Here is a 26200-nt window from a genome sequence, read left to right on the forward strand (position 1 = left end):
ATTGGCGGCCCTGATAAATGTGCCGCAGGTAATTGTCCAACCATAACAGAGGATCGCGTCAGGGCGCTATCCGGTGAACGTCAGCTGTAACAATGGGGTCTGGCGCGATGCGCATGAGGCCGGAGCTTGCAAAAAATTACAAATATCGTATTATCATGACAGCCGTACCCTGCGCGATGCCGGGACCGGCGGTGAGTGCGATGCTCACCATCCCCATTCATCTGACAATCGGCGCGGCCATGCGGCGGAGGATCGACCATACCTCCAGCCCGGGGTAGCGCTTTGCATTTTCACCCCCATCCAAGGAAGTCCCAATGACCGTATCATTGAGTGCCGAGGGTCCAGACAGGGTAAAGGTCATGAGTGCCGCCAAACGGCTTGCCGCCGACATTGGTGCGCGCTGGCCGCTCCCAAAAGCTGAACGCGAAAGCCTTGCCGCCATTGTCCTGAAAGTGGCGGAGCGTGCCCTTGTACCGCTGGCCTCTGCCGGGCGCGAACCCACTGTCCGTATTGCTGATGACGGCCGGTTCGAGGCCTCGTTTGTCCTTGACCCGGCCTTTGCGGGGCCTGTCAGCGCCGCCGACCCGGCTGCCCGATCCATGATACGCGTTGTCTCAGAAACGGTTGCCTTTTCGAAGGAATGGATCGCGGGCCCGCGCGAGACCCTTGTTTACAGAAGTGCAGTTGCCCACCCTTTTCTGGTTCGCCCCGAGGCGCCTGCGGCGAACGATCTCAGCCGCCTTGGTCTCACCGACCTGCCGAAATGCCCAGTCCTGAAAAGCTTGTGTGCCGCTTTTATCGAGGCCGGGAAGCTGGCCTCAAAAAGCGATGCCGCCAAAAGGCGCTCCACGATTGCCGCCCTCACCCATACAGTCCCTGTCGGCACGCAGGACCCGAATGGCCGGAAATTCAAAGGGCTGGTTGACGACCGGGGGTGGGATCAAAAGCTTGGCGATACGGGGCTCGATGGCATGTGGGCAGAGATCGACCGGGCGGTTGGCAGCGGCTTGGAGCTGGTTGCTGCAGGCAGCAAAAAGCTGGTTGATGGAGAGCCGGCAGCGCTTGCCGCGTTCGGGAAATATTTTGGCAGCACAGAGGCCAAACTCGTAAGGCGCGCCCTTGCAGTTCTGGAGCATGTGCAGGCATTTCTGAGCAGTGCCACGCGGTCCATCTTTCATTCGACAGAGTTTGTGGACCTTGACGACCGCTTTCTCACCGATGCCCAAAGGGAGGTCAAAGTGGCATTCAAGGCCAGCCACGATACCATCGCGCTTCATCACCGCGGGCATATCTTTCTCGATACATTCGGCATGACCCTGAAAAGCGCTTCCCTTGACCATGCAATCCTGCATGAAGCGATCCATGCGAACCTTCACAACAGCCATCGCCGCGAAGGGAAGGCCGATCCGGGCTATCTGTGGGAGGGCAATCTGGAAAGCCTGACGAGCGAACAGGCGCTGGATAATCCCGATTCCTATATCGCTTTCTTGCAGGCATTATGAACGCGGAGGTATCAGGAATGCTCAACCGAATGTCCATATTCCGGCCGGCGGCCGTCCTTTTGCTGGGCCTTGCCTTGCCCCTGAATGGTGTATCGGCCACCGTGATTGCGCCGGAAGATGACACCCGCCGGGACATGAGCTTTGACGAAGTGGCAGAGGTTTGGGCCTATTACACAGGCTTTGCGCCCACGCCCGATACCGAAATCGACCATGCAAGGGTAACGCCCCGGCCAGATGGCGCCGAACTTCATCAGCGTCCGTTCAAGCATTATGACATCCGGCTCTCTTCTCGCCCCGTCCTGACACTGGTCAGCGAGAGTTTACAGACAGGCCATTGGATTGGCGTCTGCGCCAAGACCACGTACAGCCTTGATGCAATCCGGAATGAACCGCCGGAGCCGGCGCCGCAGACCAGCAATTCCTTCGGCCTGCACAGCGAGCAGTCTTTCGCGTTGCCATCAGAAGAAGGTGTTTGCGCTAAAGGGGGCAACTGGGTCACGGTCGGGGCAGGTTATGCGCGCCCCGGCTTTGCTTATCATGGCCTTGCCACAACACAGTCCTGGCTCGAAGAGTTCAAGGCGCAACGATGGACGTGCAACACGCTGGATGAGCGGGGCGGGTGTGAGGCGCTTGCCCGTCTTTTAAAGAGCTCCGCACCTCCTGTTCCGGCTCACTTCACCTACGAAATCGGCCCCGTAAAAGAGGAGGGCGCCCTGATCACCGACCTGTGGCAGGGCAGCCGGCTTTTCAGGGTCAGATTCGAGCGGATGGCAGACGATACTTTCGAGGTGCGCAAGATCGAGGAGCGCAGTGCAGGCGGGCGCCCGTGAGCTGAACGCATTAAAAAAGCCACCGGTTTTCACCAGTGGCTTTTTTAAATGGAGCGGGCGATGAGATTCGAACTCACGACCCTAACCTTGGCAAGGTTATGCTCTACCCCTGAGCTACGCCCGCTCAATCAGCGTATCGGGTGCGAGGCCGTCTGGCCTTGCGAGGGGGGAATATAGCGGCCAAAAGTCCCTTTGCAACAGTTATTTTGAATTTTTTTGAAGATTGATCCAAGGTCTTGATTTCCCTTTATAAGGACCGAAAAATTGACCTCACGGCAACCGATTGGCCATAGGGGAAGAATGATGCCGGCAACTGAATCCGACCTTATGCAATTTCTGGCGTCCCTCGGGATCACGGTGACCATGCACCGGCATGCCCCCGTTTTCACGGTGGAGGACGCGCGCGCCCACCGGGGCGAAATCCCGGGCGGGCATTGCAAGTGCCTGTTCGTGCGCGACAAGAAGAAACGCCGCCTGCTGGCGGTGGTTGATGAAGAACGTCGGGTCGATCTGGATGGTCTCGCTGCAGCTGCCGGCATGGGCCGGATGTCCTTTTCAAGCGCCGACAGCCTGATGGACATGCTGGGCGTCGTGCCGGGTTCTGTCACCCCTTTCGCGCTCATCAATGCGCGGGTGGCGGAAGGTGAGGAACCACCGCTTCTGGTCGTGCTCGACAAGGCGATGATGGCGCATGAGCTTCTGAATTATCACCCGCTCCATAATGCGGCGACGGTGACGATCCGGCGCGAAGATTTGGTGGCCTTCATCCGGGCCTGCGGCTTTGAGCCCATGATCGTCGATCTGGATACTGAAATCACACACTGAAGACTGGAACCATGCGGCAGGACGTTTTAAGAAGAACACACGATCCCCACCCCTGAAGAGACAGGCAGGACTTGATGGACCCGATGATGTCCGGCGGCGCAGCCGCCACCCCGGCAAATGGCGCGCTCATCCGCGACACCAATCTGCAGAACTTTGCCGAAGATGTGCTGATGCAGTCGCGCGAGCGGCCGGTGATCGTGGACTTCTGGGCCGAATGGTGTGGCCCCTGCAAGCAGCTGATGCCGATGCTGGAAGCCGAGGTGAAGGCAGCCGGCGGCGCCGTTGGCCTTGTGAAGGTGAATGCGGACGAGAATCAGGCGATCTGCGGCCAGCTCCGTATCCAGAGCCTGCCGACCGTGATGGCTTTCTGGCAAGGCCAGCCGGTGGATGGCTTCCAGGGCGCGGTGCCCCAGTCGCAGGTGAAAGCATTTGTGGCGCGGCTTGCCGAGCTTGTTGGTGGCGCGGGCGGCGATGATCCGCTGGTGCAGGCGATCGAACAGGCCGAAGCCCTGGTCGAGGCGGGCGAAGCCGCAACCGCCGCCGATATCCTGTCGCAGGTGGTGGCGCATGACGAGACGAACGAACGCGCCCGTATCGGCCTTGCCGAATCGCTCCTGGCACTTGGTGATGCGGTGGCGGCGTCTGAGCTGATCGCCTCCCTGCCGGCGGACCCGAAACGTGATGCCGCCCTTGTCGCCCGGATCGGCAAGGTGAATGCCCGGCTCGAACTGGCGGCGCAAGCTGAAGGCGCGGGTGACGAGGCCGATCTTGAGGCCCGCATTGCAGCGGATCCGCAGGATCATCAGGCCCGGTTCGACCTCGCCCTTGCGCGGCAGGCGCGCGGCGACATGGCAGGCGCGGCCGAAGCACTGCTCGCCAGCCTGATGCGCGACCGCAGCTGGAACGAGGAAGCCGCCCGCAAGCAGCTTGTGAAGCTGTTCGAGGCGGCAGGCCCGAACGATCCTTTCACCATCAAATACCGGCGACGGCTGTCGTCGGTCCTCTTCTCCTGAGGTGGCGATGACGGCAGGCCGCGCAAACGACCAGCCTTTCCCGTCGGTGATACCGGTCTTTCCGCTCGCCGGTGTGGTGCTGATGACGGGGAACAGCCTGCCGCTCAATGTCTTCGAACCGCGCTATGTCGCCATGGTGCGCGATGCCATGGCCGGCGCGCGGGTCATTGGCATGGTGCAGCCAAGAAGCGGGGTCGATACGGCCCGGCCGGGGGCTGCGCCCCCGATCTATGATGTCGGTGGTGCCGGGCGGATCGTTGATTGCAAGGAAACCGAGGACGGGCGTTTTCTGATCCGCCTTGAAGGCGTGGGGCGTTTCCGGATCGAGCATGAACTGGCTGCCACCACACCCTACCGGCAGGTACAGGCGGTGTGGCAGCCCTTCGGGCTGGACCCGACCGAAGGCGAGGAACGCCCGGCGGTAATCGACCATGAAGGCATCATCAAGGCCCTGCACCACTATCTGGATCACAAGGGCCTGAGCGCCGATTATGACGCCATTGCCGGCACGCCCGACAAGCTGCTCGTCAACACGCTGTCGATGATCGTGCCCTTCAGCCCGGCGGAAAAACAGGCGCTGCTTGAAGCACCCGACCTGCCGGCCAGGGCGAAGCTCCTTGTGGCCCTTCTCGATATCGCCTCGCACGAAGACATGCCGCCCTCGCAGATCAGCTGACGGGCAACCGGAGACCCATTTTGACCGACGCCAAAGCAAAACCCGCCGCCGACCGGCATCTTCTGGAAATCCTCGTTTGCCCCGTGACGCGGCAGACGCTGGAATATGATGCGGGCGCGCAGGAACTGATCAGCCGCAAGGCCGGCCTCGCCTTCCCGATTCGCGACGGTATCCCGATCCTTCTGGTGGACGAAGCCCGCGAACTTGACTGATTTCAGGCGCGTTTTCCGCTCAAGCCCTTAGCCCCACGGCCCCTTCTGGCGCTTGTCATCCGATTCCGGGATGCCGGACGTGCCGGTGGCGCGGCGTGAGGAAGGCTTGTGATGGGCGCCGTGGTGCGGGCGTGCCGTAGGAGTACCCATCGCCATCGCCTCAAGCCGCCGGATGCGTTCGTCCATACGGGGGTGGGTCGAGAAAAGCTCGTCCACACCGCCGGCGCGCAGCGGATTGACGATGAAAAGATGGGCGGTAGCCGGGGCATTTTCGGCGTCCGGGTTGGGGATGGCTTCAGCGCCCTTGTGAAGTTTCCTCAGCGCATTGGCGAGCGACATAGGCCGGCCGCAGATCTCGGCGCCGCGCTTGTCGGCGGCATATTCGCGGGTGCGGCTGATCGCCATCTGCACCAGCATCGCGGCAATGGGCGCGAGAATCATCACAAGAAGCGTGCCGACGATGCCGAGCGGATTGTTGCGGTCACGCCCGCCGAAGAAGAAGGCAAAGTTGGCAAGCATGGAAATGGCACCGGCGAGCGTCGCGGTCAGCGTCATCGTCAGCGTGTCGCGGTGCTCCACATGCGCCAGCTCGTGCGCCATCACGCCTTCAACCTCGTCGCGCGACAGGCGCTCCAGAAGGCCTGTGGTTGCGGCAACGGCAGCGTTCTCGGGGTTGCGGCCGGTCGCGAAGGCGTTCGGCTGCGGGTTATCGATGATATAGACCTTCGGCATCGGCAGGCCAGCAGACGCTGCCAGATTGCGCACCATGGCGACAAATTCGGGGGCCGAGCGCTCGTCCACCTCGCGCGCATGATGCATTGAAAGCACCATCTTGTCGGAGTTCCAGTAGGCGAAGAAGTTCATGCCAGCGGCCACGACAAAGGCGATGCCCATGCCGCCTGTACCGCCGATCATGTAGCCGACGCCCAGGAAGATCGCGGTCATCGCCGCCATCAGGATGCCGGTTCTGAATACATTCATCGCGCAAAACACTCCGTTCATAGGGTCCTGTTTGACAGTCATAAGGACCTTTTGAGAATGTAGGATCGGCCAACATACGTTCAAGACCTGCCTATGGGCGGGGTTGAGCACCGTTTTCCGCTGTGGCGGAAGACCGATAGTTTGAGGGATGCTGCATGTCTGCCATCGGCGAAACCGCCATGATACCGAAGGAGCGCTGGGTTAAAGCGCTGACCCTGTTCATCCTGTTCACCGCCGCTTTCTCGCTGGTGGTGGACTGGTTCCTGATCCAGATGGGGCTGAAACGGCTTTATATGGCGGCGCTGATGTGGTCGCCGGGGCTCGCTGCCCTGCTCACCTTCAAGCTGATGAAGATCGATCTTTCGGCGCTTGGCTGGAAATGGGGCCCATCGCGCTATCACGCCGCCGCCTATTTCATTCCGGTCATATACGGCGTCCTCGCCTATATGCTGATCTGGTCGCTCGGGTTCGGGGCGCCGGGCAACCCCGAGTATGTGAAAGAGCTGCGCTATTATCTCGGCACGCCGGACTGGCCTGCCGACCGGGTGCTCGTCTTTGGCATGGTCCTGCAGGTGACGATCGGCCTTGTGTGGCATCTGGCAACGGCGCTTGGCGAAGAGATCGGCTGGCGCGGGTTCCTTACCCCCCTTCTGATGCGGCGCATGGGATTTGTGGGGGCTTCGGTTGTGACAGGCCTTCTGTGGGCGCTGTGGCATGTGCCGATCGTTCTTTGCACCAGCTATAATGCCGGGCCGACCGGCCTGCCGCTGCAGATGGCGCTGTTCACGGTCATGCTGGTTTCGCTTTCCTTCATCATGACCTGGCTGCGGCTGCGGTCGGGTAGCTTGTGGCCGGCGGTTACCCTGCATGCGGCGCACAATGCCATTGTGTTGTCGGTGCTGCAGCCCTTCACCCTGCCGAACGCGCAGACGCCGATGTTTGCCGGCGAGTTTGGCCTGATCCTGCCGCTTGTCACCGTGCCCTTCGCGCTATACGCATGGTATCGGGCAAAGGCCCAGGGCCACGCCGGCCCCGTTCATCCCCACTAGGACAGGCGCATGACCGACGAGACGAAAAAAACCGAAGAAGCAAAAACGGAAAAGGCTGAAAAGCCCGAAGTGAAGCCCATGCCGAAGGAAATCGGCGGCCGCGCAGGGCCGGAGCCCACCCGCTATGGCGACTGGGAAAAGAATGGCCTGATTTCGGATTTCTGAGGGCGCTTCCGGCCCTCAGCTATCGTCTTCCTTGGTGATGTTGGCGCGTGACAGCAACATGCGGAAGTTAAGCAGTGCCTTCTCCGCGTCCGCGCGGCCAAGGCCTGAGATCAGCCCTTCGGTGAAGCCCGGCGACTTCATATAGTGGCGTGCTTGCAGTTCGGCACGGTCCCGTGCCTCGCCGTCAGTGAAATAGCCGTCCGCCAGCATCGTCAGCAGTTTTGCTGCTTTTTCCTGCACCGGCACATCCAACTGGTGCAGGCGCTTCAGCACCTGCGTGTTTTCAAGGATGGTCCTGCCAAACTCATCAAGCTTTTCGCAGATCTTGCGGCGGTGCATTTCCGACAGGTCGGCGCCATTCACTTTGCCTTGCAAGGCTGTCAGCTTCGGCAGAACCTTCAGCGGCTGACCGCCAAGGCCGAGGAAAATGGTCTCGTTATCGGCCCGTGTCAGGATCGGCAGGATGAAATTGGCGATCATCCGCTTGTTGATCATACCCACGACCAGTGCCTCGATCTCGAGCAGGAATTCGATCTGCGCGAACGGGTCTTTGATGTCATAAACCATCTCGCCGATGATCTGGGTGTTGATCAGCCGGCTTGAGCGCGATTTCAGCGCTTCATCCAGCGCATCGGCGGCCGAGATATCGATCTTCAGTGCTTCAACCGCCTGCCGCAGCCGGTCGACGCTCGCCAGCTGCGCCAGCAAGCCTTTCTTGTTCAGGGGCTTCGAGGATTCGATTTCCATCTTCAGCCGCTCGAACAGGCTGCGGGCGGTTTGCGGCAGGCTCGAGGTCGCGAGGAAGCCGCTCAGCAGCAGGACCTGTTCGTCATATTGCTGCTTGCCGTCTTCAGGCGGATTAAGGTGCAATTGCCCGGCCTGCAGCCAGGCGATCTGGGCCATGAAATCACCGCGATCCTCGCCTTCGATCAGAAGGCTGGTGATCACCCGGTCATGCAGCAGAAGTTCGCTGATGAACTGGTCGAGGATATCCATCACCCATGCTGGCCGGTCAGGCGAAAGGAAGCCGACAATCTGGCGCAGCTTCTCGTTCATGCTGCTCAAGGGGCGCAGATATTCCGTGATGGCGCACAGAAGCAGGAAACGGCGGTTCGGGGCTTCTTCAACTTCCTCGACCGCCTGTTTCAGCCTGTCGGCCTCGATCTTCGGAACGTTGCCCTTTTCGTTTTCCATGATGGCGACCGCAAAATCGATCACCTTGTAAAGCTTGCGCATCCGCTCCTGCACCGAGCCCTGATCGGCCTCCAGCGAGATGGCGGTATGCTGCACGGCATTCTGCAGCTTGGTGCCGGTGTTATAGAGCCGGTAATAGTGTTCGAGACTGTGCAGGATTTCGGTCGGCGTCAGGTTCCATTCGTGGAGCGTCGTGTGCAGCAGATCGTGCAGCGAACGGCGACCGTCGGCGCTATAAAGATCGTCGGGCGTCAGGCAGGGTGCGATCGAACCGGTCTGGTCGTATTTCGAAGCCTTGCGGGCAACGCCGCGGGAAAAAATTTCAACTGTTGCAAAGGCTTGTGTTCCAGGGTCGAACGATTCCCGGATGATCTTCACGCCATTGAACTGATTGGTTCCCCAGGCTCGCTCCGCATGGGTGATGGCCTCGTTGCGGTCATTCATAACCCCCAGAATGGCCCAGCGGCTGCTGCGCCGCCCCATGATTTCATAATGGACGTTGGCACTAACCCCCAACATGTCCTCCTGCGAACACAAATACATCGGACAGACGGGTGGAATATAGTGTGACGGGCCCCCTACCGCACGCCACGCCGCCAGTTGCGGATCGTATCGTTCACCAGTTCGTCAAGGCAGTCAATATCTTGTCGCCAACTCTCGGTGAAGCGGGGGTCGTCGCTCGCCGGGCGAAGCTCTTCTTCAAGGAAGTCGAGACGCACCCGCATGGGGCAGGGTGCCCCTTCACCAGCGATGATGCATTCGCGGTTCTGCAGGGTCGGCAGGGAGGCCAGGAAGCTTTCTGAACCCTCCGGCATCGAGGCCGTTACAAAGGCGCGGTCGCGGTCGTTGTTCATGCGCATCGAAAGGATGGTGCCGCACTGGGAAAGCACGGCTTCGGAGAGGTCCGACGGGCGCTGGGAGACAAGCCCCAAGGACACGCCGTATTTGCGGCCTTCCTTGGCAATGCGTTCCAGCGATTTCCGCGCCGACTGGATGCGGGTTTCGGTTTCGGCGTTCGGGACATAGCGGTGGGCTTCCTCGCACACCAGCAGCACGGGGCGGGCCTGCCGCTGGCTGCGGCTCCACATCGAAAAGTCGAACACAAGGCGTGACAGGAGCGACACGACGACATCGACGATATCGGACGGCACGCCCGAAAGGTCGAGCGTGCTGACCGGCCGGCCATCGACCGGGAAACGCATCAGCTTGGCCACGAGGCTCGCCAGATTGTCCTGCATCAGGAGGCCGGAGAACATGAAGGCATAGCGCTGGTCGGTCCTGAGTTCCTCGATCTTCAATTTGAGACGCAGGAAGGGGCGGACATTTTCGGCCTTGTCGAGCCGACCGAGTTCCTCGTCCAGCCGGGCCAGAAGGTCGGTCAGTTTATAAGGGATCGGCGTATCGACCGTGAGGCGCGAGGCGCCAACGGTGGCGGATGATTTCTTGCGGGCGTCCAGAAGGCAGCGCTTGAGGATATCGATCTCCGCCTCGCGGCCTTCGGTATTGCGGCCGATCAGAAGCTCGACATGTTCCTCGAAATTCATCAGCCAGTAGGGGATCGACAGGTTCTCGGTCGTCACATGCACGCCGTTGGTTTGGAAGGCGCGTTCATATTCATTGTGCGGATCAAGGATCACGATATGGGCGTTGGGGTTGGCTTCCACCAGCCGGTGGATGATCAGCGCCGTGGTCGTCGATTTGCCGGTGCCGGTGGAGCCGAGGATCGCAAAGTGGCGCGACAGCATGGCTTCGGCATTGATGCCGGCGGAGAGGGTGTCGGACGGGAAGACCGTGCCGATGCGGACCGTGCGGTCGGATGTCGGCGCATAGACGGCGGCGAGGTCGTCATCGTCGGTTGTCAGTACCTCGGTGCCGGGCATCGGGAAATGGCGCACCCCGCGCGAGAAGGAGCCCTCGGTGCGTTCGCCCAGAAAATCGACCGTCAGATCGACACCCTTTTCGCTGGTGGCGGCAACCGAACGGACGGTGCCGAAAATCAGGCTGCCTTCCACCGGCAGCTTCAGCGTGCCGCCGATCCGGTAGCGGCTGGCGAGCCCGGGGGTGGCGAGCGCGTCTTCGCTCAGCCTGACGGTAACGGACGCGGAGCCGACGGTCCTGACCGCCCCGATCACATGGTTTGCAAAATCCGGCATCGCTGCCTCCCTGCCTGATGACTTTTCGCCTTGCCCGGAGCCTGCCTGAGGCAAGGTTAACATCTTCATAATGTTAGAATTATCCGGATATCAGCGCCGGATATCGAGGAGCCCTTCCTCGCGGAGCCAGTTGATACTTTCCGCCACGCTTTCGGCCAGCGGCACGATGCGATAGCCAAGCTCGCGAACCGCCTTGTCGGCGTGCGCATCCATGGTCTCGCAGGCGAATGCGGCTTCCTCGGGCGTCACCATCGGTCGCTTGCCGGTGAGCATCGTCCATGCCGCGCCCGCGCTGCCCAGCAATTGCAGGAGGAAGGCGGGTGTCGGTCGGCCCGGCGGGGGCAGGTCCATCAGTTTTGCGGCTTCGCCGAGGAGCTCCCGGAAGCTCGCCTTGGGGCCGCCGAGGATATAATTCTCGCCGCGCTTGCCGTGCGCGTGGGCCGCGATCAGCCCGGCAGCCACGGCGCCGCCATTGGCGAAATTACCCCCGCCCGGCGGCACACCCGGCAGCTTGCCCGCTGCCTGCATGGTGAAAAGCCGCGCCCAGTTGTGGCTGTCGAACCGGCCGACGATATGGGTCGGGTTGACGATGACAGCGTCAAGGCCGTCTGCTACGGCCGCGCGCACCAGCATTTCGCCTTCGCGCTTCGTTTGCGCATAATTGGTCGGGGCATCGGCATAGGGGGCTGTTTCATCGAACGGCGCATGTTGCGGCCCGAAAACCGAGATTGAGGACACATGCACGAGCCGCCCGCAGCCGGCGGCCTGAACGGCGGAGAGGACGTGTGCCGTGCCGGCCACATTCACCCGGCGCTGGCGGGCTGCCTCGCGTGACCAGCTCGAGGTATCGGCCGCCACATGGAAAACAGCGTCCATGTCCGGCGTGATGGCGGCTTTGACCGAGGCGGCGTCTGTCACATCGCCGGGCATAATTTCGGCGCCATCGCCGATCACTTTTCGGGCTGCCGCCACATCGCGCGCCAGCGCCCGGACCTCCCATCCGGATTGGCCCAAGAGGTTGATCAGATTGCGCCCCAGGAATCCGGTGCCGCCGGTGACAAATGCCTTTGCCATGATGTTGCCGCTGCCCCCCACAAAAAAGCCGGGATTTTGCCTTGAACTTGGCCACTATCCCCATTAAGCCCGGATTATAGGGCCTTCTCGTGGGGCCGCACCCTGAAAATCGAGAGGACCAACATCCGATGCCCCCAGCCGGTCAGACCAAAGCTGCCTACCTGTTTTCGTGCGCCCTTGCCGTAGCGGCGATTTCCCTTCCCGCTGCTGCCGATATCCCGCCGGGTGCCAAGTCGATGCTTTCCACCGCAGCAAAGTCGGCCGAACCCAAGGTTTTTCAGACCGTCCTGCAAACTGCACTGGCAACCTGGCCGGGTGAGCGCGAGGCGATCCTCGCCTATGCCGATGCGCTGAACACCGATCTTCTGACCGAACGCCAGCACACCGAGCTTACCGAAGTGCGCGAAGAGAAGGTTGCCGCCGAAGCGGCGCAGCGCGCGCGGGGCATGGTCTATTATATCGACCCCAAGCTCTGGGCCGGCCAGATCGATTTCGGTGCGGGCAAGACATCGGGTGACAGTAGCGAAACGGCAGCAACGGTTGGAGTCAGCTTCAAGCGGACTTTCGGCCCCAAGTGGGAACATGCGATCAACCTGCATTTCGACTATGCCCGCAACAACGAGGTCACGACCCGCGAGAAATATCTCGGCGACTATGAGGTCCTCTGGAAGAACTGGGAGAAGCTTTATCTCCTCAGCTTCACGGCTTTCGAGGTCGACCAGTTCTCGGGTTACGACTACCGCATCCTGCAGAACGTCGGTTTCGGTTACGAGGTCTTCAATAATGCGATCCAGCAGCTTCGCTTTGAAGGCGGCCCCGGTGTGCGCTTCAACAAGCTGAGCCTCACGAACGGTGCAATGCCGATCACCGGCGACACCACCGAGACCGAAATCATCGCACGTCTCGCTGCTAGCTACAGCATCCAGCTGACCGAGGATATCTCGCTCAAGGACAAGGCAAGCGTGCTGCTCGGTGGCCTGTCGTCAAGCTTCGACAATCTTGTCGAGATGACAACGCGGATCAATTCGCACCTCGCCGGCAAGGCATCTTTCCAGTTCAAGCAGGAAAGCAATGCGCCCGAAGGCACGTCCGGCACCGATACGATCACGCGCCTGTCGCTGACCTATATGTTCTGAGACTTTGCCGCGTTCAGCGGCGGATCGGGATTGAGCGGGTCGGGGTTTCCTCGGCCGGCCGCGTCAGGTCGATATTCAGAAGCCCGTTTTCCATGAAAGCGTCGGCGACCTCGATCCCGTCGGCGAGGACAAACTTGCGCATGAACTGACGGGCAGCAATACCCCGGTGCAGGAAGGTGCGGTCGTCGCTGTCGTCTTCCTGCCGGCCCCGGATCACCAGCTGGCGGGCTTCAAGCTGGATATCGATATCGTCCTGGGTGAAACCGGCAACCGCGAGGCTGATGCGCAGGCGGCCATCCGGCAGTTCTTCGATATTATAGGGCGGGAAACCGTCTCCCGTGCCGCGCGACGCGCTATCCAGCATCTGCTCCAGCCGTTCGAAGCCCAGCAGAAACGGGCTGTTGAACGATGAATTGCGCGGCATCGGCTGGCTCCTCTCCCTGTTGCACCTTCCCAAAAGTGGGGCGTCAACAGGGGGACGTCAAGGTTGCACGGCGCCGAATTCGGGCCGGCGATTACTCGGCGTCAGTCGGCTTCTTGCCTTCCGAAGGCTCAGGCGGGCGGATCCAGCAATCGGTGCCGTTGGCCTTCAGCGCGTTGCACAGCTCCCGCGCTTCGGCAAGGGACTTCAGCGGACCGGCATTCAGACGGTAATAGAAGCCCGACGGCTTGGTGTCGCGCGTGCCGAAATCCACTTCCGAGCGGCGCGGTTCGATGCCGTTCAGGATATCCTGGTTGGCGGCATGAAGGAGATCCCAGCCCCGGATCAGTTCCTTGACGGTGCGATAGGCGGCGATCTGCAGCGCCCAGCCTTCGGATTCGAGGAGCGGCGGGATATCGCCCTGCTGGTAAGGCTTCTTCTCGGCGACCGGTGTCGCAGGGGCGGCGGGGGCTGCTGGCATCATCTCGACCGTATCGGCCGAAGCCGGATCGGTCACCAGCCGGTTTGCCGCCGCATCGCGGTCTTCGGTATCGGTGAGGCGCAGGTTGCCCGGGGTGGCGCCATCGGTTGCGGGCGAAATGGCCCCGATGGCGAGCGAGCGCATGCGCTCCTCCGGTGTCAATGACTTGATGGCATTATAGAAGCCGAAAGTGTCGGCAACGGTGGCGGCATCGAGGTCGAGCCGGGCCATCCGTTCCGCATCCTTGTCACGGCCGGCCATCAGGTAGGCGAAGGCCAGATTCTGGCGGTCACGCGGGCCGCCTTCGGCGTTCGATACGATGGGCTCAAGGATCGCGATCGCTTCGTCAGGCTGGTCCCACGCGGCCAGCACCAGCGCCTTGTTGGATTGGCCAAGCGTATCGCCGGCGCTATCGAAACTTTCGACCGCATCATCCAGCCGTCCAAGGGCGGCGAGCGCAATGCCGCGGCCCGAACGGGGACGCCCGTCGCCGGACATCCGGTTGGAGGCTTCGGTGAAGGCGGCCAGCGCCTGATCAAACTGCCCGAGCGACAGGAAGGTCTTGCCCATGGCGTGCCAGGCATCGCCCGAGGCATTCTTGTCATCGATCAGCGAGCGCAGCACCTTCATCGCTTCTTCGGGCGATCCGGTGGCATTCAGGCTGGCGGCAAGGCCGACCCGGGCGCGGTCGCCATCGCTGCCGCCAAGTAGCGAGCGATAAAGCGGGATGGCGGCGGCATGATTGCCTTCCGCTGCCAGCCGGTCGGCGACATCGATAAGGCTGCCGGTGGCGCCGCTGCTTTGCATCGCGGCGGAAGCTGCCTGCACATCGGGGGTGGCACCGGCCGAGGTAGAATGTCCGGCGCATGCGGCAAGGGTAACAAGACAAGCGCCCGTCGCCATCAGCCTGAAGGAAGAGTTTGTCGTCATGGTCGCTCACCTGCCTGCATTGGCGCTGCCCTTTGCGGGTCTGCCATGTTCCCGAATAGACCTAACACATTGGTCCATTAAGGTTAAGAAATATGGAAGGAAAAGACAGAATGGCCGGCTCCTTTTCGGGAACGGCCATCCTGATCGGGTGGAGGACTATTTCTTGACGGCACCGCAGAGGCAGCCGCCTTTGCCTTCTTCAGCGGCAAGCAGGGCTTCGACGGCCTCATGCATCAGCGATTGCTGGGTGACGCCGCGACCGGCGGCCAGAAGGCGCAGCTTGATGTGCGTTTCGCGGTCGACCCTCAGTGTCTTCGAGACGGGTTTCGCGGGTTCTGCCTTCACCAGCACCGGGCGCTTTTCAGCCACCGGTTCGGGCCGCGGGGCGGCACGCTCGGGCGTGCGTTCCAGCGTCAGGCGCACCGGGCTTGCACCCGTGCCGGCGGCGGGACGGGCTGTCTGCTGCGGGGTCGGCTCGAAATGGATGCCGGCAGACGGGCGTGCCTGCCCTTTGCGGGCGAGAAGCGAGGCTGTAAGGGATGCCATAGCCATCGGATTCAGTCCTTTCCCTTTTTATCTCAGCTCACTGCATGCAGCGGCGACCCGCCGAAAGCGGCACGGCCAAAGGTCGCGCGCGGCTGGTGCACGGTCTTGAAGCCGGCCTTCACAGGCAGGCGGCGGATACGTTCGTCGATGAAAGTCCAGAGCGCTGCGATCTCTTCCGTCGATTTGGACGAGGGGGAAGCTTCCATCACGGTGCGGCCGTCGATCATGCTGGCAGCAAAATCCTGCCGGTTATGGATGACGGTCGGGGCCACTGCACCGTGCGCAGAAAGCGCGATGGCGGCTTCGGTCGTCAGGCGGGCCCGCGGCGTGGCGGCATTGATGACGAACACCAGAGGCTTGCCGGCGCGTTCAACCAGATCGACGGTGGCACCGGCGGCGCGCAGGTCATGCGGGCTCGGGCGTGTCGGGATGATCACGAGGTCCGACTTCGCAACCACGGCCTGGATCGAGCGGGTGATGGCGGGCGGGGTATCGATGATCACGAGCTGGAAGTTTTCCTCACGCAGCGCGTTGAGGTCTGCCTCAAGGTCATAAATGCTGGTTTGTGCAAAAGCGGGGTCTGCCGTCTCCCGCGCATTCCACCATGCAGCGAGGCTGCCCTGGGGATCGGTATCAATCAGCGCAACCTTGCCTGCCCCCTGCCGGACGGCTTCGACTGCGAGATGCCCCGACAAGGTCGTTTTGCCGGAGCCGCCTTTCTGCGATGACACTGCCACTACACGCATCTTAAGTCTCCAATTTGCCTGTGGGGAGCGTCTGCCAACGACTCCCGCATGAGGAAACGATACTAATTGCGTTTAAATATGGATTTAACAGATGCGGAAAATTTGGTGCGAATACTGACAAAATCGGCGGCGAGCGACCCAAGTATTTGTGGCAGCGGCAAAAAGAAGCCCCAGTGGTAGCACCACCGGGGCCAGATCAGGGGAATTGCCGGCAGAGCCGGACGGTAGAATGATGGTCAATACTGGCTTTCGGGCGTGTGGACTCGCAGTCCCTCAAGCTCTGCCGAGACATTGATCTGGCAGGAAAGGCGGGAATTTTCGCGCCGGTAGTCGTTCATTTCCAGCATCGAAATTTCCATATCGCTCGGCGGTGTCAGCTTGCCGGCGAAGGCCTCGTCCACATAGACATGGCAGGTGGCGCAGGCACAGGCGCCGCCGCAATCGGCAAGGATGCCATCCACGCCGTTTTGCATGGCATTTTCCATCACCGAAACGCCATCCTTGGCATCGACGATGCGTTCCTCGCCTTCCGGGTTCACGAAGATGATCTTGGTCATTGGGCACCTACAGTCTTGAGGGTTTTGAGGATCTCGGGGATCGGCCGGGCTTCATCGGCGACCATCGCGGCGGTCAGCGGCAGGCCGGCCTTGAGCACCTGCTTGCCGAGCATGAAGGCCTGTGCGTCGTTGATGGCATCAACCGCGATGAAGGCGTCGTCCCTGAAATAGAAGACGGCGAACTTGCCGCTTTCAGGGGTGCCACGCACCACGGTTGAGGTGTGGCCGGTGAAAAGCCCGGCGGTCTGGATCTTGGTCGAATATTGATCGGACCAGAACCAGGGCGCGTCATAGGCCGGGCGCGGATTACCGGTAATATGGCAGGCGGCGATTTCCGCCATCTCGATCGCATTCGGCACGCTTTCAAGCCGCAGTCGGCCTTCCTGCCCGGCGAGCGGCCGGAAGGCACAGTCACCGATGGCATAGATGGCGGGGTCTGACGTCAGGCAGTCCTCGTCGACGCTGATGCCGTTGGCGCAGGCGATGCCCGCATCCGCCGCCAGTTCCTGATTGGGCAGGACGCCGATACCGACCATCAGAAGATCGGTCACGAAGGTTTCGCCGCCTTTCATGACGATGCCGCTGATATGGCCGTCGGCGGTTACAAAACGCTCGACCTCGGCATTCAGACGCACATCCACACCGTGGCTTTGGTGCAGCGACAGGAAATAGTCGGAAATCGCCTCGCCGGTGACGCGCGACAGAAGCCTTGGCATGCGTTCAAGCACGGTGACCGCAATGCCCGCTTCGGCCAGCACGGCTGCAGCCTCGAGCCCGATATAGCCGCCGCCCAGCAGGGTGACATGGCGCAGGTCGCCGACGCGGGCTTTCAGCGCCTTGGCGTCATCGATGCCGCGCATCACCTGCACGCCGCGAATGCCGGTCAGTTCGTCCAGCAGGCGCGGGCGGGTGCCGGTGGCGATCACCAGCCGGTCATAGCCATGCATTTTGCCGTCAGATGTTGTTACCACCCTGGCCGCGCGGTCGATGGCGGCGGCGCGGGTGCGGGTGACGAGGGCGACCTTCTTGTCGGTGTAAAAGCTTTCGGGCTTCAGATACAGGCGCGGCTCTTCCATCTCGCCCTTCAGGAAGGCTTTCGACAGCGGCGGGCGCTGGTAGGGCGGATAGGCCTCTTCGCCGATCAGGGTGATCGCGCCTTCAAAGCCTTTCATCCTCAGCGAATGTGCAAGCTGGATCGCCGCCTGTCCGGCGCCGATCAAAAGGATATTGTTGATGCCGGCTTCCACCATGCCCACCTGTCCCATCTTCCGTTCCGGCTATCCTGTAACCGGTGATGGTGGGGCGGCGCCTTGCAAATCCGGCCAACTTTCAGGCGGCAGTTTCCTTCGCGCCTGTATGCCGACGACGATATTCGGACGGCCCGACGCCGCCCGACCAGCGGCTGAAGGCGCGGGAGAAGGAAGCGGAATCGGCAAAGCCGATCAGGTAGCCGATTTCGGTCGCCGTCATCCGTGTGGTGGTCAGATAGTCCCGCGCGAGGGTGAAGTTGCGGGCGTCCAGAAGGTCCGAGAAGGAAACCCCTTCCGCCTTCAGCCGGCGATAGAGGGTCGCTTCCGACATGCCGATATGCTGCGCCACTTTCCGCGCCGTGATGGGCGGCGCGATGCGGTTGCCATAAAGGACATATTCGACCTGGTCACCCAGCGTCTTCATCCGCTGGATTGTTTCAAACTCGCGGTCGAGGAAGGTTTTCAGGATCGGCGAAAGGCTTTCATCCAGTACCTTGCCGCGCACCCGGTTGCAGGATGCGGGGATCGAGACGCAGTTATAATCCTGCCCGAAATAAACGGGCGCCTTGATCAGCTTTTCATAAACGCGCTTGTCGGCAAGCGGTGCGTGGCGGAAATAAACACCGCTGATCGGCACCTCGCCCTCCGCGAAAATGCGGATCAGGCGCTTGGTCAGCATCAGGGAAAACTCCACGTCCTGCCGACAATCGTGATCCTTCACATGCAGCAGCTGATAGACGAACGAGGTTTCCTCATTGTCCTGCACCACCTGCGCAAAGGTCACGCCCTGCAGGATATTGATATAGTGGCTGAGATTCTGCATCGCCTCGAGGATGGTTTTCGACGACAGGAACAGGAAGCCGATGGCGCCCAGCGTTTCGGGCCCCGCCGACCGTGCAAGATGAAGGCCGAGCGTGGGGTTGCCCGATTGCTGCGCCGCCAGTTCCATGAAGCGCAGATAGGCCTTCAGTGGCACCTCGCCGTTCGTGCGCAGCACATCCTGCGGATCGATGCCGGAAGCGCGCATCAGGGCGTCCGGATCAAGGTCATGCTCAAGGAGCGGAATCCTGAGGCTGCGGATCACGGTTGACCAGATAAGCGGCTCCAGCCGTCCTTCGCTTGCCAGCATTTCCCTGCCTTTCGTGCCATCTCGCCCTAATGTGATAGAATATATCATCAGATTGATAGAGATAATCAAGCGAACTGTCACAAGCCCTTCATACTCGACACCATGGCCGTGGGGGCCTTGCGTGAAGGGGAAGAAGAATGCGTGCAGCATTTGTCAATGCATCCGCGCTTGGTGACTGGAAAGGCGTGCTGGCGCAGCGCGGCCTCGATTATTCACAGATCGATGCACTGCTGAAGGTGCCGAACACCATGGGCGATACCTACGGTCATCAGGTGATCGATCTTCGCAAATTTGTGGAAACCGTGGAAACTGCGGGCAAGATCAAGAACCGTTCGGGCATGTCCTGGTCGGTGGGGCTTGCCTCCAACTATGCCAAACGCGGCAAGGTGGGGCATGCGATCCTCGGCTCCCGCACGCTTGGTACGGCGTTTCACCGGCTCGTCAAATATTATCCGCTCATTCAGGATCACACCGACCTCAACCTGAAGGTCGGCGAAAGCTGGACGACGCTTGGCTACCGCATCCTCGATCCCGATATCTGGCCGCGGACCGAAGACGCGCTCTATTCGCTTGGTGTCTTTGCCTCGTTCGTGAAAACGGTGGCGCCGGACGCCTGGAACAGCGTTGAAATCTCGGTCGAGGCCGACAAGGACCTCATCCGCAACGACCTGTCGGACGTGGTGCAGACGAACGTGATTTACGGCGCCGAATCGAACGCCATCCGCTTCCCGACGCAGCTGATGAACCGCGATTTCGGCCTGTTGCCGGCGGTCGATAATGACGCGATCAACCGCCTGTCGCGGCTCCTCACCGAGAAGACCCGCAAGCTGCCGATGAGCGACCGGACCCGCCACCTGATCTTCCAGGGCCTGAGCGTGGGCCGGGTCAATCAGGATCATGTTGCAAAGGAACTTGGCGTGTCGCGCCGCACGCTTCGCCGCAAGCTGGCGGTTGAAGGTGAAAGCTTCCAGTCGATCCTTGACGAATGCCGCATCCGCGCCGCGATGCTGGAGTTCCGGGTGAGCCCCGGCCAGTCGCTTTCGGAAATGGCGCTGAAGCTCGGTTATTCCGAACACAGCACTTTCTCCCGCGCTTTCATGCGCTGGGCCGGGATCGCGCCGCAAGAGTTCCGCAAGCTGATGTAGTGCAGCATCCCGCAGCATGACCGCAATCGCAAAGCCCGCTCCGGCGGGCTTTTCTATGCTGGCGTGAAACTGCCAGGAGACATTTCATGCCGCATCTTCTGTTGATGGAAGGCAACCCGGCTGGCGTGCGTGCCAAAGCCGACAAGCTTCAGGTCCGCTCGGCGAGCGAGGTTTACGCGACCGCCATCCACGCTCATTTCCCCGATATCCGCCTGACCGTGATCAACGCCGCCGACCCCGACGCCGCCTTGCCCGAGGGCATGGGGCTTGGCGATTTCGACGGGATGGTGATCAGCGGATCGAGCCTTCGGGCGTTCGAGGATGATCCCGGCATCACCCGCCAGATCGATCTCCTGAAGGCTTATTGCGAAACGGGGAAGCCGGTGCTGGGCAGCTGCTGGGGCCTGCAGATCGCGGCAATTGCTGCAGGCGGCGAAGTGGCGCCGAGCCCCATCGGCCGCGAGATCGGTTTCGCCCGCAAGCTGACGCTGACGCCGGCGGGGCAGGTCCATCCCTATTTCAACGGCAAACCGGCAAGCTTCGATGCGCCCTGCATCCATTATGACGAAGTAAGCCGCCTGCCCGCTGGTGCCACGCTCCTCTGCGGCAATGCCCACAGCCCGGTGCAAGGCGCCGTGATCCCGATTGCAAAATCGGAAGTCTGGGCCGTGCAATATCACCCCGAGTTCGATCTCGCCCAGATGTCCATGCTGTTCCGCCTGTATGGCCGGGACCTGATGGAGCAGGGTTTTTTTGAAACCGAAGACCAGGCGGCAAGCTACCGCGGCCATATCGATGCGCTGGTCGCGGACCCCGCAAACAAGTCGGCCGCATGGCAGCTCGGGATTGACGCGGACATCATCGACGATGAAAAGCGCCGCGCCGAGATCATCAACTGGGTGCGCCACCGCATCCTCAAATAATGCCAATGAAAAAGGCCGGACAGGGGTGCAATCTGTCCGGCCTTCAGCTGTCGGGATAGGATCGAGGGGGATCAGCCCGTCCAGCCGTTTTCGGGACGGTCGAACCAGACATGCACCTGGCTTGTCCCGATGGAATTCTCGTAATCACTGAACAGCCGGCCCTTGCCGTGGCAGTCACGCCCGCCGATAGCGGCTGCCATCATCAGATAGTGGCCGAACCCGCCCTCGGGGCGGTGCTTGTAAAACTCGGGCATTGTGTCGATGACGCGGGCATGGTCGCCCTTGGCGAACCAGTCGATTCGCTCAAGGTCTGCCTCACGCGCGGCGGCGGTGAAGATATGCTTCGGGTCGGATGCTTCGTGCTTCGCCAGTTCCTTCAGGGGATAGAAGGTGTGGCTCATCGAACCGCTGGCCAGCAGCACCACGCGCTTGCCGGATTTGCGGATGGCCTCGCCCACCCCGCGCCCGACCGAGAGATAATCGTCGGCGTCGGCGGTCATGCACACGCCAATGCTCAGCCATTCTTCGCCTTTTTCGAGATAATGGGCGAGGTTCACGGTCGGATAATGGATCGGCAGGTAGGGATCATCAATCGGCGTGCAGGGTGTGCCCTCGGCCTTCACGCATTCGGCGATCGACCGCGCGAGATCGGGGTTGCCCTTGAGGTCATAGGGCACCTGACACATGCCGCGCGGCAATTCTTCGGACGTATATTTGCCGGTGCGGCGCGCGTGCGCGGTGACGATGAATTCAACCGTCGTCGCCCAGTGGGTGTCGAACACGATCACCGTATCGGGCTTCAGCACATCCAGTACTTCCTCGCGCAGCCGGTGAAAGCCGGTGACGAGGGAGATTTCCTTTCCCTCGTTCAGCTCATAGCGGATTTCCTGCGGCAGCATGATGGTCGGCACGTGTGATACAAGGCCGGCCCCGACAACTTCTCCCATCCCGTCTCTCCTTGGTGATCAGGAACCATGATGGGAATTTAACGCAACAGATGCAAAGCAACAGGGGTGGGGGCCTATTCTGTCCACATCTGCTAAGACGGGCTTCTGTGGCCCCGGTAACGTCCTCTCAATGGCCTTTTTGCTGCACTTGTTGCAGCGCGTTAGCTTGAGGGGACTATTCTATGAGCAGCGCCTGGAAATACCCGTTCGTTCAATCGGCGGACCCGCATATCGACCTGTCGTCACAGGATGCCTTCAACCAGGGGGCACCCTTGTCCACTTTCGCCCGCATGCAGGATGAAGGCGAAATCACCTGGACCGAAGAAACCGGTGGTCGCGGCTTCTGGTCGGTAACGCGCCTTGAAGACATCATGGCGCTGAACCGCCAGCCCGATCTCCTGAGCTCCGCGAAGGGCATCCGGATCGAGGACCAGACGGAAGAAGAGTATGAAGCGCGCAAGACGTTTCAGGAAACCGACCAGCCCGAGCATACCTATTTCCGCATGCTGGTGAACAAGGCCTTCTCGCGCAACCAGGTGGCGCTTTTCGAGGATCAGATCCGCGAAATCACCGGCGACCTGATCGACAAGTGCCTGCAGATGGGCGAATTTGACGCGACCCACGAAATCGCCCGCCAGCTGCCGATGCGGATGCTTGGCCAGATCATCGGCGTGCCGCAGGAAGACACCGACTGGCTCGTTGAAAAGGGCGATGCGCTGATTTCGAACGCCGATCCCGAATATACCGATTTCGTGGTCGACAAGATCGACACCGAAGAATATCGCCTGCTGCCCTTCCGCTCGCCGGCCGCGATCGAGCTTTTCGATTATGCGAACGACCTCTTGAAGCGGATGGACGAGGGCGAAAGCTTCGGGGTTCTCAATCTCGTGCTGCAGAAAACCAAGGACGGTCGCAGCATGTCGCATGATGAGTTCCGCAACTTCTTCTGCCTTCTGGTGGCGGCCGGCAACGATACGACGCGCTACAGCATCGCGGCATCGATCCACGCGCTTGCCAACCAGCCGTCGCTGCTGCAACAGCTCAAGGATAATCTCGGCAACGAGGAATTCATGATGACAGCAGCGGACGAGATGATTCGCTGGGCCTCGCCCACCACCCACTTCCGCCGCACTGCCACCCGCGATTTCGAGCATGGCGGCAAGACGGTGAAAAAGGGCGACAAGGTGGTGCTGTGGTTCACCGCCGGGAACCGTGACACGCGCGCCTTTGACAATCCGAACGAGATTGACCTGACCCGCAAGCCGAACCGGTTTGTCTCCTTCGGGCAGGGCGGCCCGCACGTGTGCCTTGGCATGTGGCTCGCCAAGCTTGAAGTGCGGATCGTGCTGGAGGAACTGGCGCGGCGCGTCGGCACACTCGAACAGACGGCCAATCACGATTACCTCAGGTCCAACTTCATCCTCGGGATCAAGCATCTGCCCGTGCGCATGACGGCAGCCTGAGCGGACAGGACAGGGGAAGCAGGATCATGGACGCTCAGACAATGAAACGTATCCGCGTGCTTTTTGCAGACCAGCTCAATCTGGCACGCGGCAAGTATATTCCGGAAGATTTCGCACAAGGCGGGGCCGCGCGCTTCTGCATCGGCACCTATGCCGTCACCTACGCCCGCAACATCGTGGACGCCCCCGGCGCCGGTGTGCTTGAAGGCCTGCCCGATATCGAAGCGGTTTTCGACCCCGCCAGCTATCGCCCCGGATGGGAGCCGAATACCCAGATCGCGCTTGGCGATGTGCATATGCACCACAAGCCTTCACCGCTTTGCGGCCGCTCTGCGCTCAAGAAGGCGATTGCGGCATGGAAGGCCAAAGGCCTCAACCCGATGATCGGGCTTGAGGGCGAGGCCTATATCTTCCAGCGCGGTGAAAATGGCGAATGGGTGCCCTACGATACGCCCGGTGCGTTTGTTTACGGCACCGGCCCCTTCACCGACCCCGCCGGGCTTATCGACGAGGTCTGGGCCAAGGCGCAGGAGATCGGCATCAGGGTCGAATCCTTCAATTCGGAATATGACAGCCCTCAGTTCGAACTGACGCTTGGCTATACCGATGCCCTGAAGGCCTGTGACGATTTCTTCCTGTTCCGCCAGATGGCGCGGGAAGTGCTTTACAAGCGCGGCTATCTCCTCAGCTTCCTGCCGAAACCCATCGCGGGTATCGCCGGTAGCGGGCTTCATGTGAACCTCAGCTTCCAGGATAAGGACGGCAACAATGTGATGGCCGATGCCACGGGGCGCGACCAGCTTTCAGACCTTGTGAAAGGCTGTATCGCCGGCCTTGTGCATCACCACGAAAGCCTGAGCGCCATGCTCGCCCCTATCGTCAATTCCTATGACCGGCTACAGCCCGGTGCGCTCAGCGGTTATTGGGCGAACTGGGGTTACGATCACCGCGGTGTGGCGGTGCGTGTGTCGGCTGAGACCGGCAAGGCGGCGCGGATCGAACACCGGCTTGGTGATTGCGCGGCCAGCCCCTATGCAGCGGTGGCGGCGATCCTGAATGCTGCCTACCTCGGTTTCGAGGAAGGCTATGACCTGCAACCGGCTGAAGACGGCGACGGGATCGAGACGATCAACACGACCACGCGGCATGTGCCCGCGTCGCTCGGCGAAGCGCTCGGATATCTGAAAAAGGATACTGCCTTTACCGACCGCATGGGCCAGACGCTTATCGACAATTATATTGCGATCAAGGAAGCCGAGATCGAGGAAGTGGCGGGCAAAGACGCCGCCGGCATCTTCGACTATTATGCTCCCTTTATCTGAGACCGGAACAAGATCGATGCGTGACAGATTCAGCGTTGGCGACGTGCAGATCAGCCCCGACCATTATATCGGCGGCAAGCGCGTTTCCTCGCCCGAAACATTCGAAACCCGCAGTCCGATGGACTGGGATCTGCTTCTGGGCAATATCTCGCGCGGGGACGCAAAAACGGCAGACCTCGCCTTGCAGGCTGCGACCGATGCCTTCCCGGCGTGGGCAGCACTTTCCCCGAAGGAACGGGGCGCCTACCTGCACCGGCTGGCGGACCTGATTGAGGAAAACAAGGACGCCATCGCCTATGCCGAATGCATGGATATGGCGATGCTTCTGGAAAGCCTGCAGCTTCGGCTCGTGCCGCGCGGCGCGCTCAATTTCCGCAATTATGCCGATCTCGCGATCGAGCATGAGGAACGCGTGTGGGATTCGAAAGGCACCCACAACAGGGTGATCCGCATGCCGGCAGGCCCGGCGGTGATCATCACCCCGTGGAACGCGCCCTTCATGCTGTCCACCTGGAAATGCGCGCCCGCCCTTGCCGCCGGCAATACGGTGGTGCTGAAGCCCGCTGAATGGTCACCGCTGTCGGCAAGCCTGCTCGCTGACATGGCCGACAAGGCAGGCTTCCCGCCGGGCGTGTTCAACGTGGTTCAAGGCTATGGGGCGGAGGTCGGCAACGCGCTTGTCTCCGACCCGCGCGCCAAGCGTATTTCCTTCACGGGGTCGGTGCCCACGGCCCGCGTCATCGGCAAGGCGGCGGCAGAGAATGTCGTGCCGTTTACCGCCGAGCTTGGTGGCAAGTCGTGCCTTCTCGTGTTCGCCGACGCCGACATCGACGCTGCCGCCAAAAAGGCCGCCGGCCAGTTTGACGACAGCGGCCAGGTTTGCATGGCGGGCACGCGGATTATCGTCGAGGAATCGATTGCCGAGGAATTCGAGCGCCGCTTCCACGAATATACAGACAAGCATGCGATGGGCGACAGCCGCGACAAGGCGACCACCATGTCGGCCATGATCCACCCCATCCACATCGCCCGCGTTGAAGGCTTTGTGGACCGCGCCCGCGCGAACGGCGACACCATCGTGCGCGGAGGCAAACGCCATATCGACGGCAAGCTCTGGTACGAGCCGACGCTGATCAAACCGAAAAGTAACCAGTCGGAAGTGGTGCAAAGCGAGGTCTTCGGGCCCGTCCTCACCTTCCAGACCTTCAAGACGGAAGAAGAGGGCGTGGCCCTTGCCAACTCCACCGTCTATGGCCTTTCGGGCATCGTCTATACGGGCTCCCGCGAGCGCGCGGAACGGGTCGGCCGCATGGTGCGCGGCGGCACGGTCTGGGTGAATACCTTCCTCGTGCGCGACCTGACGGCCCCCTTTGGCGGCATCGGCCTCAGCGGCCTTGGCCGCGAGGGCGGGCACTATGCCCTCGAATTCCACTCTGACCTCAAGACCCTGCAAATCCTCGAAGGCTCCACCCGTTAAGGGGCCACTCGGGAGCTTTCATCACACCCGGCTTGCGGCACCTGCCGTTTGCC

General features: G+C 61.4%; 26 protein-coding genes and 1 tRNA gene. 14 read left to right on the forward strand and 13 right to left on the reverse strand.

From position 1 onward, the window contains the following. The first annotated feature begins 359 nt into the window (after positions 1 to 359). Both PH603_RS02840 and PH603_RS02845 read left to right on the forward strand, forming a co-directional pair. Complete coding sequence (locus PH603_RS02840; protein WP_289504415.1) at positions 360 to 1502, forward strand: hypothetical protein; 1143 nt, start codon at positions 360 to 362, stop codon at positions 1500 to 1502. Between the two features lie 17 nt (positions 1503 to 1519). Beyond that, positions 1520 to 2332: a hypothetical protein gene (locus PH603_RS02845; protein ID WP_289504416.1), complete on the forward strand. Its 813-nt coding sequence runs from the start codon at positions 1520 to 1522 to the stop codon at positions 2330 to 2332. 49 nt (positions 2333 to 2381) lie between these two features. Here PH603_RS02845 and PH603_RS02850 read toward each other — a convergent pair. Beyond that, a tRNA-Gly gene (locus PH603_RS02850) sits at positions 2382 to 2456 on the reverse strand. A gap of 176 nt (positions 2457 to 2632) precedes the next feature. Between PH603_RS02850 and PH603_RS02855 the strand changes: the two genes are divergently transcribed. The 4 genes from PH603_RS02855 to PH603_RS02870 all read left to right on the forward strand — a co-directional run bounded on the left by PH603_RS02855 (position 2633) and on the right by PH603_RS02870 (position 5058). Continuing rightward, the gene (locus tag PH603_RS02855; RefSeq protein ID WP_289504417.1) at positions 2633 to 3157 is read left to right on the forward strand and encodes a prolyl-tRNA synthetase associated domain-containing protein; all 525 of its coding nucleotides are present in this window, start codon (positions 2633 to 2635) and stop codon (positions 3155 to 3157) included. A 74-nt stretch (positions 3158 to 3231) separates the two neighbouring features. Beyond that, a complete protein-coding gene (locus PH603_RS02860; RefSeq protein ID WP_289504418.1) occupies positions 3232 to 4170 on the forward strand; it encodes a thioredoxin family protein in 939 nt (312 codons plus the stop codon). Positions 4171 to 4177: 7 nt separating this feature from the next. After that, positions 4178 to 4846, forward strand: a complete 669-nt coding sequence (locus PH603_RS02865; RefSeq protein ID WP_289504419.1) for an LON peptidase substrate-binding domain-containing protein — start codon at positions 4178 to 4180, stop codon at positions 4844 to 4846. Positions 4847 to 4866: 20 nt separating this feature from the next. Continuing rightward, a complete protein-coding gene (locus tag PH603_RS02870) occupies positions 4867 to 5058 on the forward strand; it encodes a Trm112 family protein (RefSeq protein WP_289504420.1) in 192 nt (63 codons plus the stop codon). 27 nt (positions 5059 to 5085) lie between these two features. Here PH603_RS02870 and htpX read toward each other — a convergent pair whose 3' ends face one another. Next, on the reverse strand, positions 5086 to 6039 hold the full coding sequence (htpX, locus tag PH603_RS02875; RefSeq protein WP_289504421.1) for a zinc metalloprotease HtpX: 954 nt from the start codon (positions 6037 to 6039) through the stop codon (positions 5086 to 5088). 155 nt (positions 6040 to 6194) lie between these two features. Between htpX and PH603_RS02880 the strand changes: the two genes are divergently transcribed. Then, on the forward strand, positions 6195 to 7088 hold the full coding sequence (locus tag PH603_RS02880; RefSeq protein ID WP_289504422.1) for a CPBP family intramembrane glutamic endopeptidase: 894 nt from the start codon (positions 6195 to 6197) through the stop codon (positions 7086 to 7088). A gap of 9 nt (positions 7089 to 7097) precedes the next feature. Further along, complete coding sequence (locus tag PH603_RS02885) at positions 7098 to 7253, forward strand: DUF1674 domain-containing protein (protein ID WP_289504423.1); 156 nt, start codon at positions 7098 to 7100, stop codon at positions 7251 to 7253. A gap of 15 nt (positions 7254 to 7268) precedes the next feature. Here the strand turns inward: PH603_RS02885 and PH603_RS02890 are convergent, their stop codons facing one another. The 3 genes from PH603_RS02890 to PH603_RS02900 all read right to left on the reverse strand — a co-directional run bounded on the left by PH603_RS02890 (position 7269) and on the right by PH603_RS02900 (position 11674). Beyond that, complete coding sequence (locus tag PH603_RS02890) at positions 7269 to 8966, reverse strand: hypothetical protein (protein WP_289504424.1); 1698 nt, start codon at positions 8964 to 8966, stop codon at positions 7269 to 7271. 59 nt (positions 8967 to 9025) lie between these two features. Next, the gene (locus PH603_RS02895) at positions 9026 to 10600 is read right to left on the reverse strand and encodes an ATP-binding protein (RefSeq protein WP_289504425.1); all 1575 of its coding nucleotides are present in this window, start codon (positions 10598 to 10600) and stop codon (positions 9026 to 9028) included. Between the two features lie 90 nt (positions 10601 to 10690). Then, the gene (locus tag PH603_RS02900) at positions 10691 to 11674 is read right to left on the reverse strand and encodes an NAD-dependent epimerase/dehydratase family protein (RefSeq protein ID WP_289504426.1); all 984 of its coding nucleotides are present in this window, start codon (positions 11672 to 11674) and stop codon (positions 10691 to 10693) included. Between the two features lie 128 nt (positions 11675 to 11802). On the opposite strand from PH603_RS02900, the gene PH603_RS02905 reads away from it, so the two are divergent. Further along, on the forward strand, positions 11803 to 12810 hold the full coding sequence (locus PH603_RS02905; protein WP_289504427.1) for a DUF481 domain-containing protein: 1008 nt from the start codon (positions 11803 to 11805) through the stop codon (positions 12808 to 12810). Between the two features lie 13 nt (positions 12811 to 12823). On the opposite strand, the gene PH603_RS02910 is transcribed toward PH603_RS02905, so the two are convergent. From PH603_RS02910 to PH603_RS02940, 7 genes are all read right to left on the reverse strand, one after another. Beyond that, on the reverse strand, positions 12824 to 13234 hold the full coding sequence (locus tag PH603_RS02910) for an Hsp20 family protein (protein WP_289504428.1): 411 nt from the start codon (positions 13232 to 13234) through the stop codon (positions 12824 to 12826). A gap of 91 nt (positions 13235 to 13325) precedes the next feature. Next, positions 13326 to 14642, reverse strand: coding sequence for an SPOR domain-containing protein (locus PH603_RS02915; protein ID WP_289504429.1), 1317 nt, complete (start codon positions 14640 to 14642; stop codon positions 13326 to 13328). A gap of 156 nt (positions 14643 to 14798) precedes the next feature. Beyond that, positions 14799 to 15194 (reverse strand): hypothetical protein, encoded by a 396-nt coding sequence (locus PH603_RS02920; protein WP_289504430.1) that lies wholly within the window; start codon positions 15192 to 15194, stop codon positions 14799 to 14801. Between the two features lie 26 nt (positions 15195 to 15220). After that, on the reverse strand, positions 15221 to 15934 hold the full coding sequence (locus tag PH603_RS02925; RefSeq protein WP_289504431.1) for an AAA family ATPase: 714 nt from the start codon (positions 15932 to 15934) through the stop codon (positions 15221 to 15223). Positions 15935 to 16170: 236 nt separating this feature from the next. Continuing rightward, positions 16171 to 16491 carry a 2Fe-2S iron-sulfur cluster-binding protein gene (locus tag PH603_RS02930; RefSeq protein ID WP_289504432.1) on the reverse strand — a complete coding sequence of 107 codons (321 nt, stop codon included), beginning with the start codon at positions 16489 to 16491 and terminating at the stop codon, positions 16171 to 16173. Next, positions 16488 to 17756 (reverse strand): NAD(P)/FAD-dependent oxidoreductase, encoded by a 1269-nt coding sequence (locus PH603_RS02935; RefSeq protein WP_289504433.1) that lies wholly within the window; start codon positions 17754 to 17756, stop codon positions 16488 to 16490. Before PH603_RS02935 ends, PH603_RS02930 begins: the two co-directional genes overlap by 4 nt. Positions 17757 to 17820: 64 nt before the next feature. Further along, positions 17821 to 18870 (reverse strand): AraC family transcriptional regulator, encoded by a 1050-nt coding sequence (locus PH603_RS02940; RefSeq protein WP_289504434.1) that lies wholly within the window; start codon positions 18868 to 18870, stop codon positions 17821 to 17823. 137 nt (positions 18871 to 19007) lie between these two features. On the opposite strand from PH603_RS02940, the gene qhpR reads away from it, so the two are divergent. Both qhpR and PH603_RS02950 read left to right on the forward strand, forming a co-directional pair. Beyond that, the gene (gene qhpR, locus PH603_RS02945) at positions 19008 to 20015 is read left to right on the forward strand and encodes an AraC-like transcriptional regulator QhpR (RefSeq protein ID WP_289504435.1); all 1008 of its coding nucleotides are present in this window, start codon (positions 19008 to 19010) and stop codon (positions 20013 to 20015) included. Positions 20016 to 20101: 86 nt separating this feature from the next. Beyond that, on the forward strand, positions 20102 to 20938 hold the full coding sequence (locus PH603_RS02950; RefSeq protein ID WP_289504436.1) for a type 1 glutamine amidotransferase: 837 nt from the start codon (positions 20102 to 20104) through the stop codon (positions 20936 to 20938). Positions 20939 to 21009: 71 nt separating this feature from the next. Here PH603_RS02950 and PH603_RS02955 read toward each other — a convergent pair whose 3' ends face one another. Next, a complete protein-coding gene (locus PH603_RS02955) occupies positions 21010 to 21885 on the reverse strand; it encodes a DODA-type extradiol aromatic ring-opening family dioxygenase (protein ID WP_289504437.1) in 876 nt (291 codons plus the stop codon). 182 nt (positions 21886 to 22067) lie between these two features. On the opposite strand from PH603_RS02955, the gene PH603_RS02960 reads away from it, so the two are divergent. The 3 genes from PH603_RS02960 to PH603_RS02970 are packed head-to-tail and all read left to right on the forward strand — an operon-like array spanning position 22068 to position 26147. After that, a complete protein-coding gene (locus PH603_RS02960; protein ID WP_289504438.1) occupies positions 22068 to 23348 on the forward strand; it encodes a cytochrome P450 in 1281 nt (426 codons plus the stop codon). 26 nt (positions 23349 to 23374) lie between these two features. Further along, the gene (locus PH603_RS02965; RefSeq protein WP_289504439.1) at positions 23375 to 24670 is read left to right on the forward strand and encodes a type I glutamate--ammonia ligase; all 1296 of its coding nucleotides are present in this window, start codon (positions 23375 to 23377) and stop codon (positions 24668 to 24670) included. 16 nt (positions 24671 to 24686) lie between these two features. Further along, complete coding sequence (locus PH603_RS02970; protein WP_289504440.1) at positions 24687 to 26147, forward strand: aldehyde dehydrogenase; 1461 nt, start codon at positions 24687 to 24689, stop codon at positions 26145 to 26147. Positions 26148 to 26200 lie beyond the last annotated feature (53 nt).

Origin of the sequence: Gimibacter soli, from assembly GCF_028463845.1 — a bacterium.
Classification (GTDB): domain Bacteria; phylum Pseudomonadota; class Alphaproteobacteria; order Sphingomonadales; family Kordiimonadaceae; genus Gimibacter; species Gimibacter soli.